This window comes from Amycolatopsis sp. NPDC059021 (assembly GCF_042739895.1).
In the GTDB taxonomy this organism is placed as follows: domain Bacteria; phylum Actinomycetota; class Actinomycetes; order Mycobacteriales; family Pseudonocardiaceae; genus Amycolatopsis.
This window is the reverse complement of the sequence record NZ_JBHYIQ010000088.1, coordinates 25042-43873: the sequence shown is the minus strand read 5'-3', so window position 1 is coordinate 43873 and position 18832 is coordinate 25042. Positions and strand designations below refer to the sequence as shown.

The window sequence follows — 18832 nt, the reverse complement described above, 5'->3', positions numbered from 1 at the left end:
ACACAGCTCGCCCCTGTGTTTGGGTGTCTTTGATTTTTTTAATCCCCCCGGGGGCCCTACACCCCGCGGGGCGCGCGGCCCCCCCCCCCCCCCGAACAGCGTGGGCGCAGTAGGGTTCGAACCTACGACCGCTCGGGTGTAAACCGAGTGCTCTCCCGCTGAGCTATGCGCCCTGAAGGCGGTCCGCCCCGCGAAGGGCGGACCGCCGGGAAGACTCAGGCCAGTTCGGCCACGGCCTTCTTCCAAGCCTGCTGGTCGCGTGCCTCGCCGGGCGCGTTGACCTCGGCGAACTTGACGACGCCCTCGGTGTCGATGAGGAAGGTGCCGCGGACGGCGAGCCCGGCGTCTTCGTTGAACACGCCGTAGGCCTTGGCGACCTCGCCGTGCGGCCAGAAGTCCGACAGGAGCGGGAACTGGTAGCCCTGCTGCTCGGCCCACGCCTTGAGCGAGAACGGGGTGTCGACGGACACGCCGAGCACCTGGACGCCCTTGCCGTCGTAGTCGGCGAACTCGTCGCGGAGCTGGCACAGCTCGCCGGTGCAGATGCCGCTGAACGCGAACGGGTAGAACACCAGCAGCACCGGCTTGTCCCCACGGAACGACGACAGGGTGACAGCCTGCTTGTTGTAGTCGTTGAGCGTGAAGTCAGGGGCCTGCGAACCGACCTCGACGGTCATACCGCGCTTCCTCTCCATGGCGAACACGTGCCTGCGAAGTCAACCCTATCGTGTCGGCTTCTGGCGACGGTGCTCACCGCTTGGACTGCGACTTCGGCGACACCAGCCGGACTCCGATCCAGTCGGATCCGACGCTGACGTTGGCGGTCTGCGCGAGGCCTACCGCGGACACCGCCTCGGCGATCTCGCTCGGCTCGACGTGTCCCGGCTGCCCCGTCTTGGGGGTGAGCACCCAGATCACGCCGTTCTCCTCCAGGGGTGTCCGGACGTCGATGAGGGCGTCGCCGAGGTCACCGTCGTCCTCCCGCCACCAGAGCAGGACGACGTCGATCACCTCCTGGGCTTCCTCGTCGAGGATCTCCCCGCCGATCTGCTCCTCGATCGCCGCGCGAACGTCGTCGTCGACGTCCTCGTCCCAGCCGATCTCCTGGACCACCATGTCGGGCTTGATGCCAAGCCTTTCGGCGACGCTGCGCTGCTCAGCGTCTCCCGCGGCGACCACTGCTTTCACTCCTCCAACTACGATGGAGCGTGGCGGCCCATCCGCTGCGCGGACCTCGCGGCCACCACACTCGGCTACACGGTTGGAGATAGCGAACACTGGCGCGGCGCTGCGCGCAACCGTCCACACCGGATCTTTGGCAACTCGTGTCACGTCAGGAGGACGTGTGACGCGCTTCGGGCGACCCCGAAGGGACCGCTCTGCGACCCTCCCGGAGCCCCTGTCCTAGGGTGGGGAGGAATAACGCGCGCGCGATACAACGGCGCGCGCGGAGTGGTGAGACCGGGTCGGCGAACGTTACCGACGAGTAGAGGTGACGGGAGCGGAAACGGCGACGACGATAAAAGTCGGAACACCCCACGTACGAGCACGACCCAGCTACAACGTTTCACAAGGAGACCCCTTGGCCCCGCAGAACGACGGCGCCTCCGGCAAGGAGACCCCGGCACGCGTACGCGTCATCCGTGACGGACTCGCGGCGCACCTGCCCGACATCGACCCGGAGGAGACGGCCGAGTGGCTGGACTCCTTCGACGAGGCGCTGGCCAGGGGTGGTCAGCAGCGCGCCCGGTACCTGATGCTGCGCATCCTGGAGCGCGCCAGGGAGCGGCATGTCGGGGTGCCCGCGCTGACGTCGACCGACTACGTCAACACGATCCCGACGGAGAACGAACCCTGGTTCCCCGGTGACGAGGAGATCGAGCGCCGCTACCGCGCGTACATCCGCTGGAACGCCGCGATCATGGTGCACCGCGCGCAGCGGCCCGGCGTCGGCGTCGGCGGCCACATCTCGACGTACGCGTCCTCGGCGGCGCTGTACGAGGTCGGCTTCAACCACTTCTTCCGCGGCAAGGACCACTCCGGCGGCGGCGACCAGATCTTCATCCAGGGCCACGCCTCCCCCGGCGTCTACGCCCGCGCGTTCCTCGAGGGCCGCCTGTCCGAGCAGCAGCTCGACGGTTTCCGCCAGGAGTACTCGCACGCCGGCGAGGGCGGCGGCCTGCCGTCGTACCCGCACCCGCGGCTGATGCCGGAGTTCTGGGAGAACCCGACCGTGTCGATGGGCCTCGGCCCGATGAACGCGATCTACCAGGCCCGGTTCAACCGTTACCTGCGCGACCGCGGCATCAAGGACACCAGCGACCAGCACGTCTGGGCGTTCCTCGGCGACGGCGAGATGGACGAGCCGGAGTCGCGCGGCCTGATCCACGTGGCCGCAGGCGAGGGCCTGGACAACCTGACCTTCGTGATCAACTGCAACCTGCAGCGGCTCGACGGCCCGGTGCGCGGCAACGGCAAGATCATCCAGGAGCTGGAGTCGTACTTCCGCGGCGCGGGCTGGAACGTGATCAAGGTCATCTGGGGCCGCGAGTGGGACTCGCTGCTGCACGCCGACCGCGACGGCGCGCTGGTCAACCTGATGAACGTCACCCCGGACGGTGACTACCAGACGTACAAGGCCAACGACGGCGCCTTCGTCCGCGAGCACTTCTTCGGCCGCGACCCGCGCACGAAGGACCTGGTCAAGGATCTCTCCGACGCCGACATCTGGAACCTCAAGCGCGGCGGCCACGACTACCGCAAGGTGTACGCGGCCTACAAGTCCGCGCTGGAGCACCACGGCCAGCCGACGGTGATCCTGGCGCACACCATCAAGGGCTACGGCCTCGGCCCGGCGTTCGAGGGCCGCAACGCCACGCACCAGATGAAGAAGCTCACCCTCGACGACCTGAAGCTGTTCCGCGACGCCCAGCGCATCCCGATCAGCGACGAGGAGCTCGAGCGCGACCCGAAGCTGCCGCCGTACTACCACCCCGGCAAGAACTCGCCGGAGATCGAGTACATGCTCGGCCGCCGCAAGGCGCTCGGCGGGTTCCTGCCCGAGCGGCGCCCGAAGGCCGCGAAGGCGCTCGTGCTGCCCGGCGACAAGGTGTACGAGGGCATCCGCAAGGGCTCGGGCAAGCAGGAGGTCGCCACCACGATGGCGTTCGTCCGGCTGGTCCGCGAGCTGGCGAAGGACTCCGAGATCGGCAAGCGGATCGTGCCGATCATCCCGGACGAGGCCCGCACGTTCGGCCTCGACTCGATGTTCCCGACGGCGAAGATCTACAACCCGCACGGGCAGACCTACACCTCGGTCGACGCGAGCCTGATGCTGGCGTACAAGGAGTCCGAGAAGGGCCAGCTGCTGCACGAGGGCATCAACGAGGCGGGCTCGACCGCGTCGTTCACCGCCGTCGGCACCTCGTACGCCACGCACGGCGAGCCGATGATCCCGATCTACATCTTCTACTCGATGTTCGGGTTCCAGCGCACCGGCGACGGCCTCTACGCCGCGGCCGACCAGATGGCGCGCGGGTTCGTGCTCGGCGCCACCGCGGGCCGCACCACGCTGACCGGTGAGGGTCTCCAGCACGCCGACGGGCACTCGCTGCTGCTGGCGGCGACCAACCCGGCGGTGGTGGCCTACGACGCGGCCTACTCGTTCGAGATCGCGCACATCGTCAAGGACGGCCTGCGCCGGATGTACGGCGAATCCGGGCCGGACGGCAACGGCGAGAACGTGTTCTACTACATGACGATCTACAACGAGCCGTACCAGCAGCCGGCCGAGCCGGAGAACCTCGACGTCGAGGGCCTGCTCAAGGGCCTGTACAAGTACGCGGACGCCCCAGCGGGCGAGGGTCCCGAGGCGCAGATCCTGGTCTCCGGCGTCACGATGCCGGACGCGCTCAAGGCCCAGAAGCTGCTGGCCGAGGAGTGGGGCGTGCGGGCCGCGGTGTGGTCGGCGACGTCGTGGACGGAGCTGCGCCGCGAGGCCGTCGAGGTCGACCACGACAACCTGCTCTACCCGGGCAGCTCGCCGCGCGTGCCGTACGTGACGGAGAAGCTGTCCGGCGTGAACGGGCCGGTCGTGGCGGTGTCGGACTGGATGCGCGCGGTGCCGGACCTGATCCGCCCGTGGGTGCCGACCGACATGCTGACGCTGGGCACCGACGGGTTCGGTTTCTCCGACACCCGCCCGGCCGCGCGGCGGAAGTTCCTGGTCGACGCCGAGTCGATCACCGTCGGCGCGCTCACCGCGCTCGCGCGACGCGGCGAGATCGCCCGCGACAAGGTGATCGAGGCGACGCGGAAGTACCGCATCGACGACGTCTCCGCCGCCGGCCCGCAGACCTCGGACTCCGGCAACGCGTGATCTAGTGCTAGAAAGGGACCCGGCAGACATCCGATGTCTGCCGGGTCCCCTTGTAGACGGAGGTGCTCTTGTGACGAAGCGCCAGCTGCCACGGCCGAGCGAGCTCAAGCAGATCCTGCGCCCGAAGCCGATCGTGCTCAACCCGACCGACCGGCGCCTTGCGAACGCGCACACCATCGCCGACCTGCGGATGATCGCCCGCAAGCGCACCCCGCGCGCGGCATTCGACTACACCGACGGCGCCGCCGAACTGGAGGACAGCCTCCGCCGCGCCCGGCAGGCCTATCGCCGCGTCGAGTTCCACCCCAACATCCTGCGCGGAGTGTCCGATGTGGACACCAGCAGGGAGATCCTCGGCAAGCGCTCGGCGCTGCCGTTCGCGTTCGCCCCCACCGGTTTCACCCGGATGATGCAGCACGAGGGCGAGCGCGCGGTGGGTCGCGTCGCCGAGCGCAACGGCATCCCGATGGGGCTGTCCACGATGGCGACGACGTCGATCGAGGACCTCGCCGAGGCGGCGCCGGGTGCCCGCAAGTGGTTCCAGCTCTACGTCTGGCATGACCACGGCGCGGGCGAAGATCTGATGAATCGGGCCTGGGAGTCGGGCTACGACACGCTGATGCTGACCGTGGACACCCCGGTCGCCGGTGCCAGGCTGCGCGACGTGCGCAACGGGCTCACCATCCCGCCCGCGCTGACGCTCAAGACCGTCCTCGACGGCGCGATGCACCCGGCTTGGTGGTTCAACCTGCTCACCACCGAGCCGCTGAGCTTCGCGTCGCTGAACCATTTCGGCGGCACCGTGGCCGAGCTGCTCGACAAGCTCTTCGACCCGACGCTGAACTTCGACGACCTCGACTGGGTCCGGCAGACCTGGCCGGGCAAGCTCGTCGTCAAGGGCATCCAGAACGTCGCGGACGCGCGCGACGTCGTCAAGCACGGCGCCGACGCGGTGCTGCTGTCCAACCACGGCGGCCGCCAGCTCGACCGGGCCCCGACCCCGCTCGAACTGCTGCCCGCGGTGCGCGACGAGATCCAGACCAGCGCCGAGGTCTGGCTCGACACCGGCGTCCTGTCGGGCGGGGACATCGTGGCCGCGATCGCCAGCGGCGCCGACGCCGTGCTGATCGGCCGCGCGTTCCTCTACGGCCTCATGGCGGGCGGCGAACGCGGTGTCCAGCGCTGCGTCGACATCCTCCGCACCGAACTGATCCGCACCATGCAGCTTCTGGGCGTCCGCGCCGTCGACGACCTCCGCCCCACCCACGTCACCCTGCGCTGAACCGGCGTCCTCGCGTGATCGAACGCGTAACTCGCGTGTTTGAACGGAGATCTCGCGTGATTGGACCAGTGCCGCGTCCGATCACGCGAGTTCTCCGTCTGATCACGCGAGTTACGTCTCTGATCACGCGAGATCGTCAGTTCGAGGGGGTCAGGGCCTTGTCGGTGCGGGCGGCGCGGACCTGCTTCGCCGACCGGTTCCAGCTCCACCAGCCGTGGATCACCAGCCCGGCGAACACGACGTAGATCGCGGCGGAGAAGTACAGGCCCGAGGAGATCTGCAGCGGCACGCCGATGGCGTCGACGACGAGCCAGACCAGCCAGAACTCGACGAGCCCGAGGCCCTGCGCGGCGAAGGCGACGAGGGTCCCGATGAACAGCGCGGCATCCGGCCACGGCGCCCAGGAGGCGTTCAGCGCGTCGAGGACCAGCGCCATCACGGTGGTACCGACGGCGAACGCGGCGATCATGCTCAGCCGCTCGGCGAGCCTGCCCTTGCGGACCACGATCCCGAACACCGGGTCGTTGTGCCGCGACCACGCCCACCAGCCGTAGATCGAGATCGCGAGGATGGCGAGCTGACGCGTGGCGAGCCCGCCCAAGTGCGCGGAGGTGTACACGGCGAAGAGCAACACGGTGGCGCCGACCTGCACCGGCCATGTCCACAATGTGCGACGTTGCGCGAGGAAGACCACCGCGAGCGCGAACAGCTGACCGGCCAGCTCCGCGATCGAGATCCACTGGCCGAACACCGTGATCCCGTGGTGCAGCAAGAAGTCCACGAACGCCCCTTCCGTCTACCGCTCCCAACATGCTCCCCCGCGGCGGCATTCCCCAGAGACTGTGAGGCGCGGAACACCCGGATGGTGAGACGGGAAGTCAGCCGGTCACCCGGGCACCGGCACGGACCACGCCACCGCGGACGACCCGCGCGTGCACACCGAGCATCCGCTCGTTGCAGGTCACGATGGTCTTGAACAGCCCGCGCGCCGGGGGCAGGTCCGCGCCGCGCGGCGAACCGGTCGAGCCCGGCCATCCGGCGAAACCGCCGCGTGTGCTTCCCGCTGCCGAACTTGCCGTCGGGATCACGGACGGCGTAGAGCCGATCGCCGTCGACACCGCGTTCGCCGAACTTCGCCTCGCGCAACCATTCGCCGCGCATCGACTTCACCGGATACCGCCACAGTGCCGTAACCACCCCTCGTCCCATCGGACCAGCTTGTGCACCGGCCACTCATCACCCGACAAATTGCGCGGGAAAGCTTGTCGCGCAACGAAAGGTGCCGCTACCGTCGCCCCCGCAAGACGGACACCGCCAGTGCCCGCTCGACTGCGCATCGTCCCGGGCACTCCAGGAGAGTTCCGGACTTCGGAGGTGGCACGTGCGCATCGAGCCTGCACGAAGAAGACGCTGGAACAAAGCCCTTCCGGCACTGATCATCGCCGCGAGCACCATGGTCGCCACGCCGCCCGGCACCGCGGCGCCCGTCGGGAAACCGAACCCCGGCAACGGATCTTCCCATACCGTCACCCTCGTCACCGGGGATCAGGTCGTCCTCCCCGATGGCGCCCCGCCCACGCTGCGCCCGGCTCCCGGCCGCGAGCGCGTCGCGTTCGCCACCTACCAGGACGGCCCCCGGTTGCGCGTCGTCCCGCAGGACGCCCGCCCGCTGCTCGCCGCGGGCAAGCTCGACGAGCGGCTCTTCGACATCACCACGCTGGTCGAATCCGGTTACGACGACGCCGCCCGCCCGGACGTGCCGCTGATCGTCGTGCCGGCCGACACGTCCCGGCCGTTCTCCGCCGCGGGCGCGCGGGTCACCGCCGACCTGCCGGTCATCCACGGCGTCGCCGTCTCCGCCGCCAAGAACACCGCGTCCTCGTTCTGGCGGACGGCGAGCACCGGCGAGTACACCCGGGTCTGGCTGGACGGCCCGCGAAAGGCCACTTTGGACCGCAGCGCGGCGCAGATCGGTGCGCCCACCGCCTGGAAAGCGGGGCTCACCGGCGAGGGTGTGCCGGTCGCGGTGCTCGACTCCGGCGTCGACAAGACCCATCCGGACCTCGCCGGGCGCGTCGTCGCGGAAAAGAACTTCACCCCGGCGCCCGACGCCGTCGACCGGTTCGGGCACGGCACCCATGTCGCCTCGATCCTCGCGGGCTCCGGCGCGAAGTCGGGCGGCAAGTACCGGGGCATCGCACCCGGCGCGAAGATCATGAACGGCAAGGTGCTGGGCGACAACGGTATGAGCACTGATGTCAGTATCCTGCTCGGGGTCCAGTGGGCAGCCGAGCAGGGCGCCAAGATCGTGAGCATGAGCCTCGTCGCCACCGTCACCCCGGCGTTCGATCCGGTCGTGGAGGCCGTGAACACCCTCTCGGCAGGCCGCGGCACGCTGTTCGTGGTCGCCGCGGGCAACGGTGGCCCCCTCGAAGAGTCGCTCACCTCCCCCGGTATCGCCGAAGCGGCTCTGACCGTCGGAGCGGTCGATCGCGACGACATCCTGGCGCCGTTCTCCAGCCGAGGCCCGCGTCGCCCCGACGGCGCGGTCAAACCCGACATCACCGCGCCAGGCGTCGGAATCGTCGCGGCCAAGGCCGCCGAAAGCCACGACGATCCCCCTGGCGAGGACGGTTACGTCGCGGAATCCGGGACTTCGATGGCCACGCCGCACGTCGCGGGAGCCGCGGCGATCCTCGCGCAGAAACATCCGGACTGGACGGGGTCGCAGCTGAAGGCCGCGCTCACCGCGTCCGCGAAACCCCAAGCAGGGCAAACGGTCTTCGAGCAGGGTTCCGGTCGCGTCGACATCGCGAACGCACTCGACCAGACGTTGTCGACCACACCGGGCAGCGTCGACCTCGGCGTGCAGCCATGGCCGCACCACGGCGGAGCACTCCACCGGGCGTACTCCTACCGCAACGCGGGGACGGCCGAAGTCACCCTCGACCTCACGGTGTCCGGCACCGGCCCGGACGGAAAACCCGCGCCAGGCGTCTTCTCGGTCGAACCCGCCCGCGTCACTGTGCCCGCCGGCGCGGAGCGCACCGTGACGTTGTCGGGTGACGCCACGTCCGCATCGGCCGACGGCGCGTACGGCGGGACAGTGGTCGCGACCTCGGCCCTGACCACGCTGCGCACCCCCGTTTCCCTCAACCGCGAGCCGGAGACCTTCGACGTCACGTTCAACCACTTCGGCACCGACGGCGCTCCCTCGAAGTCGAACGACGCCATCATCGCGTCCCTCGACGGCCCGAAGAACTACTACCTTCCCCGCGCGGAGAGCAGCACGACCCTCCGGCTGCCCAAGGGGCAGTACGTGGCGGAAACCGCGATCTGGGGAGCGGACTACCGGATGGCCTGGCTCGTGCTCCCCACACTGAACGTGGACCGGAACCTGACGGTCGACTTCGACGCGCGAGCGGCGAGGCCGGTCAAGATCACGGCGCCCGACCCCTCGGCACAGCTGGGGGTGGGCGAAGTCGGCTTCAACCGGGTGGGCAAACGCTCGGTCAAAGTGCGCTGGACGTACTTCGGCGGCCTCGACGGGTTCTCGGTGGCACAGCTCGGCCCCGATCTGCCGTCCGCCGAGCTGCTGTCCCAGGTCAGCACGCAGTGGGAGGCGGCCAACGGCGACTTCTACGGGCTCGCCTGGCAGCGCGAGGGCAGCATCCCGACCGGCTTCACCCGCGTGGTGACCAAGGCGGAACTCGCGACCGTCCATGCCGAGCTGGCCACCCCGGCGGCCGGACGCGAGGGCGCCCGCATGGTGTACCCGGCCCCGCGATTCCGCGACGGGCCCGGCAGCTGGCCGCTGACCCGGCGCTTCCCGTTGCCCGCCACCACCACCGAGTACTACACGACCGAGAACATCGCCTGGCATTCCACGCTGGAGGACGGGGAAACCCGGCTCGTCTCACCTGGCCGGGTCTTCACCACGGGCCGGACGTACTGGCAGACGTTCAACCGGGCCGTGTTCGGCCCGGCGTTGCCGCCCGCACTGGACCCGGCGCTGTGGATCTCCCGCACCGGCGACACGATCTCGGCGCAGGTGCCGCTCTTCGGGGACGCGGACGGCAACGCTGGATACTCCACAGTGGACTCCGCCAGCACCGTGCTGTACCGCGACGGCAAGGAAATCGGCCGGACATCGCGGCCGGGATACGGTCAGTTCACGGTCCCGGCCGAGCCGGGCACCTACCGGCTGACCACCGAAGCGAGCAGAAGCGGCGCCGCCGGTCTCAGCAGCCGGGTCAGCTCCGCCTGGACGTTCGGCTCCCGGCAGACCGACGGCCCGGAACGGCTTCCCGTCGGCGTCATCCGCTTCACTCCCGATCTCGACGCGGACAATTCCGCGCCGGCGGGGCGTCCGTACCTGGTTCCGCTCGCGTACTGGCCACAAGGCTCGGACACCGGCGAAGCGCCGAAACACCTCAGTGTGGAGGTTTCCTACGACGGCGGCGTCGTCTGGACCACCGCACCGGTCCTCGCCAACGGGGTCGCGCTGCTGCACCACCCCACCGGCGCGAGCACGGTGTCCTTGCGTGCCAAGGCCGCCGACCGCTACGGCAACACCGCCGAGCAGACCATCATCAACGCCTACAACCTGAAGTGACCACTGGTGCCCCGCGCGGGCCCGGTGTCTTCCTCGACCACCGGGCCCACACGGGAAGCATCACTCGTCCAGCCGGTGAATCCCCGCGGGCGGCGTCGGCGTCTCCGAACCGACCGTGGGCTGCTGCTTCGGCTTGCCCACCTGCCCCTGCAGATTCGCCAGCCAGCCGTGCCACCGCTCCTGCGCCGGCTTGATCAGCCCGCCACCGAACCCGACCACGATCACACCACCGATCGTCGCCAGCACCGCGATCAGGATCGGCCCCGTGATCGCCGTCGCGATGTTCACCTGGCCCAGCGCCGCGATGATGCCGAACGCCATGATCAGCCAGTAGCTGACCGTGCCCAGCAACCGCCCGGCAGGCCGCGCCGCCAGCGCACCCGTCACCGCGCCGCGGACCACGTTCGCGATCGCCGCCGCCACGATGATCAGCACCAGCGCCACCACCACCCGCGGCAGGAACGCGATGATCTCGTTGAGCAGCTGACTCACCGGGTTGGTCGGCCCGAACACCCCGAACGCGAGCTGCAGCGCGATCAGCAGAATGAAGTAGTAGACGATTTTGACCAGGATTCCGGCGGCATCGACGTTCGCCTGCCCCAGCATTCGGGTCAGGCCGGTCTTCTCGATCAGTTTGCTGAAACCGAGTTTCCCGAGCACCAGTTCCAGCGCCTTCGCGATGCCCTTCGCGATGAGCCACCCGATGAACAGGATGATCAGAAAAGCGATCAGTTTCGGAACGAACGTCGCGACCAGGCCCCATGCCTGCCCGAGCCCGTCCTTGAGCTGCTGGCCCACGACAACTCCTTCCCGCCGATTCGTTGCACATTCGCTGCGTGGATCGTTGATCAGCGAGAGGGGCCCGGCAACTCGGGAGTTCCACGATCGAGTGAGTCGGCTAGCGCCGGAAGATCAACGCCATCCATACTTGAACTACCGGTGGGGACCGGGGAGACGAGGCCGTCCGGCGCAGCGAAAACCGCTCAGCGCCGGGCGGCCTCGACAGTATTTTCTGGGGTCGAACCCCAGGCCCCGCCGGGTGGGGCTTCGCCCCCCGGACCCCCCGTTGTGGTCACCATCCGTTCGTTTGTCGCGGTGGTCTCGTGGCGTCCCGGCTTTTATGGCGAGACGTTTGCCTGGTTGTTGACTGTGAACGTCTTTCGGCTTTTTTGGCTTGTTTCTTTACCTGGGGTTTGCGTTTCGCCTCCCCGCGGAGGGTTACCGCGGGGAGGCGATGGTGGCGGGTGATAGTCGTGTGGGTGAAGCGTCCGGGACTGGTCTACTAGGCGGCGCGGAGGGCGTCTCGGAGTTTGACCTTGGCGCCGGTGCGCATGACGGCGTTGCGGTAGATGCGCGCGGCCAGCCAGATCAGCGCCGGGATCAGGGCGATCACCAAGGCGATGGAAAGGACGGCTTCCCAGACCGGGACACCGCCCATCGCCAGGCGGATCGGCATCACCGTCGGCGCGAACACCGGAATGATCGAAAGCACCTCCGCGAAACTGTTCGACGGATCGCTCGGCAGCACCGAAATACCGACCAGATATCCGGCGATCACCAGCATCAGCGCGGGCATCGTCGCCCCGCCGACGTCTTCCTGCCGCGAAACCAGCGCACCGAGTGCGGCGAACACGATCGCGTACATGAAGAACCCGAGCAGATACCACACGACCAGCCACACCACGGTCCCGACCGCCGCCGAAATCGACAGGTCCAGCGCCCCCGTCGCCCGGCCGGAAACCACCCCGACCACGCCGATCAACAGCATCTGGACCAGCCCGACCGTGCCGATGCCGAGCACCTTCCCCGCCATCAGCTGCCACGGTTTGATCGTCGACAGCAACAACTCCACGACTCGCGACGTCTTTTCCTCGACGACACCCTGCGCGACGCTCTGCCCGTTGATCATCAGCGACAGATAGATCAGGATCCCGGTGACGATGCCGAGGAACAACTGCTGCCCGTCGTAGTCGTACGGCTTCTCCATCGGCGAAACGGCCACCGTCGCACCCGCGACCGCGGCATTCACCTTCGCCGGGTCCCCGCCCAGACCGGTGATCTGCTGATTCAGCGCGACCTGCCCGGCGAGCACGTTCAGGACGTTCTTCAGTTTCCCGTTGATGTCCTTCTTGACGACCACCTGGAGCTTGCCGCCGGCGGCACCGGTCAGCAAAGCGTCCAGCGAGCCGTCGGCCACCTTCGCCCGGCCGGCCGCCTCATCCGGCACCGTGCTCGTGGCGATCTTCTCGTCCAGCGTCTTCCCGCTCGCCTCCAACGGAGCCGCGAGCGACGAAGTGGCCGGGAGGACACCCACCGTGGCATCGGCGCCGCTGCCGCCGCTGAACAGTTTGACCACGATCGTCGCGGCGACGATCAGCAGCAGCATCACCGCCGTGCTGACGCGATAGGCCTTGGACCGGAACCGGGTGCCGATCTCGCGAGACGCCACGAGACCGACCGCGGACAGCGGGCTCATCCGGACATCCGGGCCGGAAACGGGCGCGGTCATGCCGCCACCTCCTGGGTCACGACAGAACGGAACAATTCGGTCAGAGACGGCTGCTTGCGGGCGAACTCGCGGACCGGGCCGGTCGCCAGCGCCGCCCGCAGCACTTCCTGGTCGTCCGCACCGTCACCCAGTTCGACCTCGGTCACGGTGCCGTCCCTGCCCAGCACCTTCACGCCCGGCAGCGCGTCGGCCCAGCCGTCCGGCGCCGCCGGGGCGTCGATCAGCAGCCGCACGGTGCCGCCCGCGCGCAGCTCGGTCACCGTGCCGCTGGCCACCATCTGTCCACTTCGGACGATGCCGACGCGGTCGCAGAGCCGCTCCACCAGATCCAGCTGGTGACTGGAGAACACCACCGGGACACCCTCGGCGGCCTTCTCCTTGAGCACCTGGCTCATCACGTCCACCGCCACCGGGTCGAGCCCGGAGAACGGCTCGTCCAGCACCAGGATCCGCGGTTCGTGCACGAGCGCCGCGGCGAGCTGGACCCGCTGCTGGTTGCCCAGGCTCAGCTTCTGCACCTCGTCGTCGCGACGGGCGGCGACGCCGAGCCGTTCCGTCCATTCCTCCGCCGACGCGCGGGCGGCGGCAGCGGACATCCCGTGCAGCCTCGCGAGGTAGGTCAGCTGCTCGGCCACCTTCATCTTCGGGTACAGCCCGCGTTCCTCCGGCATGTAGCCGATGTGCCTGCGCGTCTCGTGCGTGACCGGCTCCCCCGCCCAGCGCACCGCGCCGGAGTCGGCGGCCAGCACGCCGAGCGCGATCCGCATCGTCGTGGTCTTGCCCGCGCCGTTGCTGCCGACGAACCCGAAAAGCTCGCCGGGCCGCACGGAGAAGGTCATCTCACGCAGGGCGACGACGTCGCCGTAGCGCTTGGAGATCGCGTCGATCTCCAGCCCGGGTTCTCGCACGGTGTTCTCTCCCCACTGTGTCTTCCTGTTTCCCCTGGTTACGGATAGTAGAGAGACCGCGACCGACCCGCCTACCGACTCCGGTTGCGGATCCGCCGCCGAAAGTTGCGGATGAGTCGTCCCCGTAGGATCGACCGGTCATGGCGGAAACGAACACCGGACGCCGGGTGGCGAAACACCACGGCCTGTCCGCGAAGACCCTCAGCCGGCTGGAGCACGCCTCCGGGCGGCTCGCCAGCGCGAGCGTCGCGGTGATGGAACAGCGGCTGTCCTGGTTCGCCCGGCTGCCCGCCGACCAGCGTGCCAGCGTGCTGCTGATCACCCAGACCGGCGCGTCCGGGTTCGTCGCCTGGCTGCGCGACGACAAGGAGTCGCTGCGGCTGACCACCGACGCCTTCCGCGACGCGCCCGCTGAGCTCTCCCGCTGGGTCAGCCTGCGGCAGGCCGTGGGCATGGTGCGGCTCGCGATCGAGGTGTTCGAGGAGCAGTTGCCCGAGTTCGCCGCGAACGAGACCGAACGCGCCGCCCTGATCGAGGGAATCCTGCGCTACGGCAGGGAAATCGCCTTCGCCGCGGCGAATTCCTACGCCGCGGCCGCCGAGGCCAGGGGTGCCTGGGACGCACGGCTGGAGGCGCTGGTCGTCGACGGGATCGTCCGCGGCGACGCCGAGGAGGCCGTGCTCTCCCGCGCGGCCGCGCTCGGCTGGGACCCGGCCGCCGCCGCGACCGTCCTGGTCGGCAACCCGCCGTCGGAGGATCCGCCGACCGTCGTGTTCGAGGTCCGCAGCCGGGCCGCGCGGGTGGGCAGGCCGGTGCTGCTTTCGGTGCAGGGCTCGCGGCTGGTCGTCGTCATCGGCGGGCCGACCGAGGGCGGGATCAAGGAGCGGGAAATCCTCGCCAAGATGTCGATCGCCTTCGCCGACGGCCCCGTCGTCGCGGGGCCGACGGTGCCTTCGCTCGCCGAGGCGCACCACAGCGCGTCCGAGGCGCTTTCCGCGCTGCGCGCGGTGGTCGGCTGGCCCGGCGCGCCCCGCCCGGTCCGCTCCGACGACCTGCTCCCCGAACGGGCCCTGTCCGGCGACCCCGAGGCCGAGCGGCTGCTCGTGGAGGAGATCGCCCGGCCGCTGGAGGAGGCGGGGCCCGCGCTCCAGCGCACGGTCGAGACGTACCTGGAGAGCGGCGGCGTGCTGGAAACGTGCGCGCGCACCCTGTTCGTGCACCCGAACACCGTCCGGTACCGGCTGCGGAAGGCCGCCGAACTCACCGGCAGGCACGCCACCGACCCGCGCGACGCGCTGGTGCTGCGGATCGCGCTGACCGTCGGCCGCCTCGCCCGCGGCCGCGGCCTGTGGTGACCGACTTCATAGCGAAAGGTGGTTGAACCCGACAAGGCTTCCGGGTTAAGCGCGGCGATCCTCCGTGTGCCTTTGGAGGTTTCCTCCAATAACGTCGGCAGGACTTGGTGAGCGTCGACATCCCCGCGAAGGGGCACCGGAGTGTTGTCTTGAGGGGTGACAGTCGCAGTCCTCGCTCCCGGCCAGGGGTCACAGGCCCCCGGCATGCTCACGCCCTGGCTCGAACTCGACGGCGCCCGCCCGCTGCTCGAAGACTGGTCCGCCCGCTCCGGGCTCGACCTGATCCGGCTGGGCACCGAAGCCGAGGCCGACGAAATCCAGGACACCGCCGTCGCGCAGCCCCTGATCGTCGCGCTCTCGCTGCTCGCCTTCGACCAGCTGCGGCGCACCGCCCCGGTGCCGAGCGACGCCCCGGTCGCCGGGCATTCCGTCGGCGAGCTCGCCGCGGCCGCGATCGCCGGGGTGCTGTCCGAGGCCGACGCGGTCGCGCTGGCCGCTGTCCGCGGCGCGGAGATGGCGAAGGCCTGCGCGCTGGAACCGACCTCGATGGCCGCGGTCATGCTCGGCGATCCCGAGCAGGTCACCGCCTGGCTGGCCGATCACGGCCTGGCCGCCGCGAACCGCAACGGCGCCGGGCAGATCGTCGCCTCCGGTGCGGCCGACGCCATCGAGCGCATCGTCGCCCATCCCCTCGAGGGCACGAAGATCCGTGCGCTCAAGGTGGCGGGCGCGTTCCACACGCACTTCATGGCGCCCGCCGAAGAGACCCTGCGCAAGTACGCCGTCGAGCTGAGCCCCGCCGACCCCACGCGCCCCCTGCTGTCGAACGCCGACGGCGCGGTGGTCACCAGCGGCGCGGAGTACCTCGAGCGCCTCGTCTCGCAGGTCACCCGCCCGGTGCGCTGGGATCTCACCATGGACGGCCTGGTCTCCCTCGGCGTGACCAGCACCCTCGAACTCGCGCCCGCCGGCACGCTGACCGGGCTGGTCAAGCGGCAGCTCAAGGGCGTCGTGACCACTACCACCGCGCTGAAGTCGCCCGCCGAACTCGCCGCGGTGCAGCAGCGCCAGGAGGACGCTCAGTGACCGACCCTCGCCCCACCCTGCGCCGGCCGCAGGGCACCACCGGGACCCGCATCCTCGGCGTGGGCAGCGCGCAACCGGACAAGATCGTCACCAACGACGACCTGTCGCAGATCATGGACACCAGCGACCAGTGGATCCGTGACCGCGTCGGCATCATCGAGCGCCGCTTCGCCGAGAAGGACGAGCTGCTGGTCGACTTCGCCGTCGCGGCGGGCACGGCCGCGCTGGCCGACGCCGGCGTCGATCCGTCCGAAGTGGACACCGTGATCCTGCCGAACTGCACGATGCCCTCGCTGATCCCGAACGCCTCCGCCCAGGTCGCCGCCCGCATCGGGATCCCGAACCCCGGCGCGTTCGACCTCAACGCCGCGTGCGCCGGGTTCTGCTACGGCCTCGGCGTCGCCTCCGACCTGATCAAGGCCGGTTCGTCGAAGAAGGCGCTGGTGATCGGCGCCGAGAAGCTGACCGACTCGGTCGACCCGACCGACCGCGCGAACGCGATCATCTTCGCCGACGGCGCGGGCGCGGCGGTGGTCGGCGCGGCCGACGAGCCCGGCATCGGCCCGGTCGTCTGGGGCAGCGCCGGTGAGCTGGTCGACCTGATCTACATGCGCGACCACAAGTACATCTACCAGGAGGGCCAGTCGGTCTTCCGGTGGGCGACCACGCAGATCGCGCCGATCGCGTTGCAGGCGCTGGCCGCGGCCGGGCTCGATCCGTCCGATGTGGACGTCCTGATCCCGCACCAGGCCAACCTGCGCATCGTCGAGGCGATCGCGAAGAAGCTGCGTGCCAAGGGTGCCCGCGAGGACATGGTCGTCGCCGACGACATCAAGTACTCCGGCAACACCTCGTCGGCCTCGATCCCGCTGGCGCTGGACCACATGCGCAAGGCGGGCACCGTGAAATCCGGCGACCTCGTGCTGGCCGTCGGCTTCGGCGCCGGACTCTCCTACGCGGGCCAGGCGTTCGTCTGTCCCTAGTGGATACTTTCCCCGCGGGCGCCGTGCCCGCGGGGCACACGAAAGAACACCGAGAAGGGAACAACCCCATGGCTGACAACACTGAGATCCTCGCCGGCCTCGCCGAGATCGTCGAAGAGGTCGCCGGTGTGGCTCAGGACGACGTCACCACCGAGAAGTCGTTCGTGGACGACCTGGACATCGACTCGCTGTCGATGGTCGAGATCGCCGTGCAGGCCGAGGACAAGTTCGGCGTCAAGATCCCGGACGACGAGCTCGCCAACCTGAAAACCGTCGGCGACGCGGTCAACTACGTGTCCGCCAACCAGAACTGAGGCCTTTCGTACCCGGATCGGGGCCCGCCCGGTCCGGAGCCGACCTTGGGGAGTTCTCCATGAGCACCAACGACGTCGTGGTCACCGGCCTGGGGGCCACCACCCCGCTCGGCGGGGACGTCGCGTCCACCTGGGACGGTCTCCTGTCCGGGAAGAGCGGGGTCCGCACGATCGAGGCCGAGTGGGCCGAGAAGATCGACCTGCCGGTCAAGATCGGCGCCCCGCTGGCGGTCGAACCGTCCGAGATCCTGCCGAGGGTGCAGGCCCGGCGCCTGGACCGCTGTGAGCAGATCGCGCTGATCGCGGCCCGGCAGGCCTGGGCCGACGCCGGTTTCGCGGAACAGACCGACGAGCACACCGACGTCGAGCCCGAGCGGCTCGGCGTGGCGATCGGCACCGGCATCGGCGGCCCGGTCACGCTGCTCCACCAGCACGATCTGCTGAACGAGCACGGCATCCGCAAGGTGTCGCCGCTGACCGTGCCGATGCTCATGCCCAACGGTCCCGCCGCGCACGTCGGCATCGAGCTGAAGGCGCGGGCCGGGGTGCACTCGCCCGCTTCCGCGTGTGCTTCGGGCGCCGAGGGCATCGCCGCCGGGGTCGAGATGATCCGGTCCGGGCGGGCCGACGTCGTGGTGGCCGGTGGCGCCGAGGCGTGCATCCACCCGATCACGCTGGCCGGTTTCGCCCAGGCCCGCACGGTGTCCACCCGCAACGACGACCCGGCCGCCGCGTCGCGGCCGTTCGACGCCCACCGGGACGGGTTCGTCCTCGGCGAGGGCGCCGGCGTGGTCGTCCTGGAGCGGGCGGACCGGGCCAGGGCACGGGGCGCGCGGATCTACGCGACGCTGGCCGGGCACGGCATCACCTCCGACGCCTACCACATCACCGGCAACCACCCCGAGGGCATCGGCCAGATCGCGGCCATGCGCGCGGCGATGAAGATGGCCGGGCTCTCGCCCGCCGACATCGGGCACGTCAACGCGCACGCGACGTCGACCGTCGTCGGTGACGTCGGCGAAGCGGCGGCGATCAAGAACGCGGTCGGCGACCACCCGGTGATCACCGCGCCGAAGGGCGCGCTCGGTCACCTCGTCGGCGGTGCCGGCGCGGTCGAGGGCATCGCCACGATCCTGGCGCTGTACCACGGCATCGTGCCCGCGACGCTCAACCTGGCCGATCTCGACCCGAAGGTCCAGCTGGACGTCGTCCAGGGCGAACCGCGCAAGGTCGAGCTCGGCGCCGCGATCAGCAACTCGTTCGGGTTCGGCGGCCACAACGTCGCCCTGCTGGTCACCCAGGCCTGAGAGAGCTGAAGGGGGGTTGTGAATCCGACGAAGAGGGGGTAAACGACGCGACGCCCGCAGTGGAGATGGACAGCGCCCAGAGCAAAAAAACAGGG

15 protein-coding genes and 1 tRNA gene are annotated in these 18832 nt (G+C 69.6%); 8 read left to right on the top strand and 8 right to left on the bottom strand.

Annotated features, from left to right (window positions below; translation table 11 throughout):
* Window positions 1-101: 101 nt before the first annotated feature.
* The 3 genes from ACFWX1_RS36690 to ACFWX1_RS36680 all read right to left on the bottom strand — a co-directional run bounded on the left by ACFWX1_RS36690 (window position 102) and on the right by ACFWX1_RS36680 (window position 1179).
* A tRNA-Val gene (locus ACFWX1_RS36690) sits at window positions 102-173 on the bottom strand.
* A gap of 42 nt (window positions 174-215) precedes the next feature.
* Window positions 216-677, bottom strand: coding sequence for a peroxiredoxin (locus ACFWX1_RS36685; protein WP_378330598.1), 462 nt, complete (start codon window positions 675-677; stop codon window positions 216-218).
* Window positions 678-750: 73 nt separating this feature from the next.
* Window positions 751-1179, bottom strand: coding sequence for a DUF3052 domain-containing protein (locus ACFWX1_RS36680; protein WP_378394404.1), 429 nt, complete (start codon window positions 1177-1179; stop codon window positions 751-753).
* Window positions 1180-1582: 403 nt separating this feature from the next.
* Between ACFWX1_RS36680 and aceE the strand changes: the two genes are divergently transcribed.
* Both aceE and ACFWX1_RS36670 read left to right on the top strand, forming a co-directional pair.
* The gene (gene aceE, locus ACFWX1_RS36675) at window positions 1583-4378 is read left to right on the top strand and encodes a pyruvate dehydrogenase (acetyl-transferring), homodimeric type (RefSeq protein WP_378394403.1); all 2796 of its coding nucleotides are present in this window, start codon (window positions 1583-1585) and stop codon (window positions 4376-4378) included.
* Window positions 4379-4448: 70 nt separating this feature from the next.
* Entirely contained in the window at window positions 4449-5660 is a 1212-nt protein-coding gene (locus ACFWX1_RS36670; RefSeq protein WP_378394402.1) for an alpha-hydroxy-acid oxidizing protein, read from the top strand.
* A 136-nt stretch (window positions 5661-5796) separates the two neighbouring features.
* On the opposite strand, the gene ACFWX1_RS36665 is transcribed toward ACFWX1_RS36670, so the two are convergent.
* Complete coding sequence (locus ACFWX1_RS36665) at window positions 5797-6441, bottom strand: nicotinamide riboside transporter PnuC (protein ID WP_378394401.1); 645 nt, start codon at window positions 6439-6441, stop codon at window positions 5797-5799.
* Between the two features lie 97 nt (window positions 6442-6538).
* The gene (locus ACFWX1_RS36660; protein ID WP_378394400.1) at window positions 6539-6748 is read right to left on the bottom strand and encodes a hypothetical protein; all 210 of its coding nucleotides are present in this window, start codon (window positions 6746-6748) and stop codon (window positions 6539-6541) included.
* Window positions 6749-7041: 293 nt separating this feature from the next.
* Between ACFWX1_RS36660 and ACFWX1_RS36655 the strand changes: the two genes are divergently transcribed.
* Window positions 7042-10275 (top strand): S8 family serine peptidase, encoded by a 3234-nt coding sequence (locus tag ACFWX1_RS36655; protein ID WP_378394399.1) that lies wholly within the window; start codon window positions 7042-7044, stop codon window positions 10273-10275.
* Between the two features lie 60 nt (window positions 10276-10335).
* Here the strand turns inward: ACFWX1_RS36655 and ACFWX1_RS36650 are convergent, their stop codons facing one another.
* The 3 genes from ACFWX1_RS36650 to ACFWX1_RS36640 all read right to left on the bottom strand — a co-directional run bounded on the left by ACFWX1_RS36650 (window position 10336) and on the right by ACFWX1_RS36640 (window position 13692).
* A complete protein-coding gene (locus tag ACFWX1_RS36650; protein ID WP_378394398.1) occupies window positions 10336-11073 on the bottom strand; it encodes a hypothetical protein in 738 nt (245 codons plus the stop codon).
* A 484-nt stretch (window positions 11074-11557) separates the two neighbouring features.
* Window positions 11558-12784, bottom strand: coding sequence for an ABC transporter permease (locus tag ACFWX1_RS36645; protein ID WP_378394397.1), 1227 nt, complete (start codon window positions 12782-12784; stop codon window positions 11558-11560).
* Window positions 12781-13692 carry an ABC transporter ATP-binding protein gene (locus ACFWX1_RS36640; protein WP_378394396.1) on the bottom strand — a complete coding sequence of 304 codons (912 nt, stop codon included), beginning with the start codon at window positions 13690-13692 and terminating at the stop codon, window positions 12781-12783. Before ACFWX1_RS36640 ends, ACFWX1_RS36645 begins: the two co-directional genes overlap by 4 nt.
* A 140-nt stretch (window positions 13693-13832) precedes the next feature.
* On the opposite strand from ACFWX1_RS36640, the gene ACFWX1_RS36635 reads away from it, so the two are divergent.
* The 5 genes from ACFWX1_RS36635 (at window position 13833) to ACFWX1_RS36615 (ending at window position 18737) form a co-directional block, all read left to right on the top strand.
* Window positions 13833-15047, top strand: coding sequence for a PucR family transcriptional regulator (locus ACFWX1_RS36635; protein WP_378394395.1), 1215 nt, complete (start codon window positions 13833-13835; stop codon window positions 15045-15047).
* A 156-nt stretch (window positions 15048-15203) separates the two neighbouring features.
* Window positions 15204-16133 carry an ACP S-malonyltransferase gene (locus ACFWX1_RS36630; protein ID WP_378394394.1) on the top strand — a complete coding sequence of 310 codons (930 nt, stop codon included), beginning with the start codon at window positions 15204-15206 and terminating at the stop codon, window positions 16131-16133.
* Window positions 16130-17116, top strand: a complete 987-nt coding sequence (locus tag ACFWX1_RS36625) for a beta-ketoacyl-ACP synthase 3 (protein ID WP_378394393.1) — start codon at window positions 16130-16132, stop codon at window positions 17114-17116. The genes ACFWX1_RS36630 and ACFWX1_RS36625 overlap by 4 nt, the downstream gene beginning before the upstream one ends.
* Before the next feature lie 68 nt (window positions 17117-17184).
* Complete coding sequence (locus ACFWX1_RS36620) at window positions 17185-17430, top strand: acyl carrier protein (protein ID WP_378330584.1); 246 nt, start codon at window positions 17185-17187, stop codon at window positions 17428-17430.
* Window positions 17431-17489: 59 nt separating this feature from the next.
* On the top strand, window positions 17490-18737 hold the full coding sequence (locus ACFWX1_RS36615) for a beta-ketoacyl-[acyl-carrier-protein] synthase family protein (protein ID WP_378394392.1): 1248 nt from the start codon (window positions 17490-17492) through the stop codon (window positions 18735-18737).
* Window positions 18738-18832 lie beyond the last annotated feature (95 nt).

Coding starts and splice junctions, on each gene's coding strand:
- ACFWX1_RS36635 (WP_378394395.1), top strand. CDS start 13,833: ATGGCGGAAACGAACACCGGACGCCGGGTGGCGAAACACCACGGCCTG.
- ACFWX1_RS36645 (WP_378394397.1), bottom strand. CDS start 12,784: ATGACCGCGCCCGTTTCCGGCCCGGATGTCCGGATGAGCCCGCTGTCC.
- ACFWX1_RS36615 (WP_378394392.1), top strand. CDS start 17,490: ATGAGCACCAACGACGTCGTGGTCACCGGCCTGGGGGCCACCACCCCG.
- ACFWX1_RS36685 (WP_378330598.1), bottom strand. CDS start 677: ATGACCGTCGAGGTCGGTTCGCAGGCCCCTGACTTCACGCTCAACGAC.
- ACFWX1_RS36620 (WP_378330584.1), top strand. CDS start 17,185: ATGGCTGACAACACTGAGATCCTCGCCGGCCTCGCCGAGATCGTCGAA.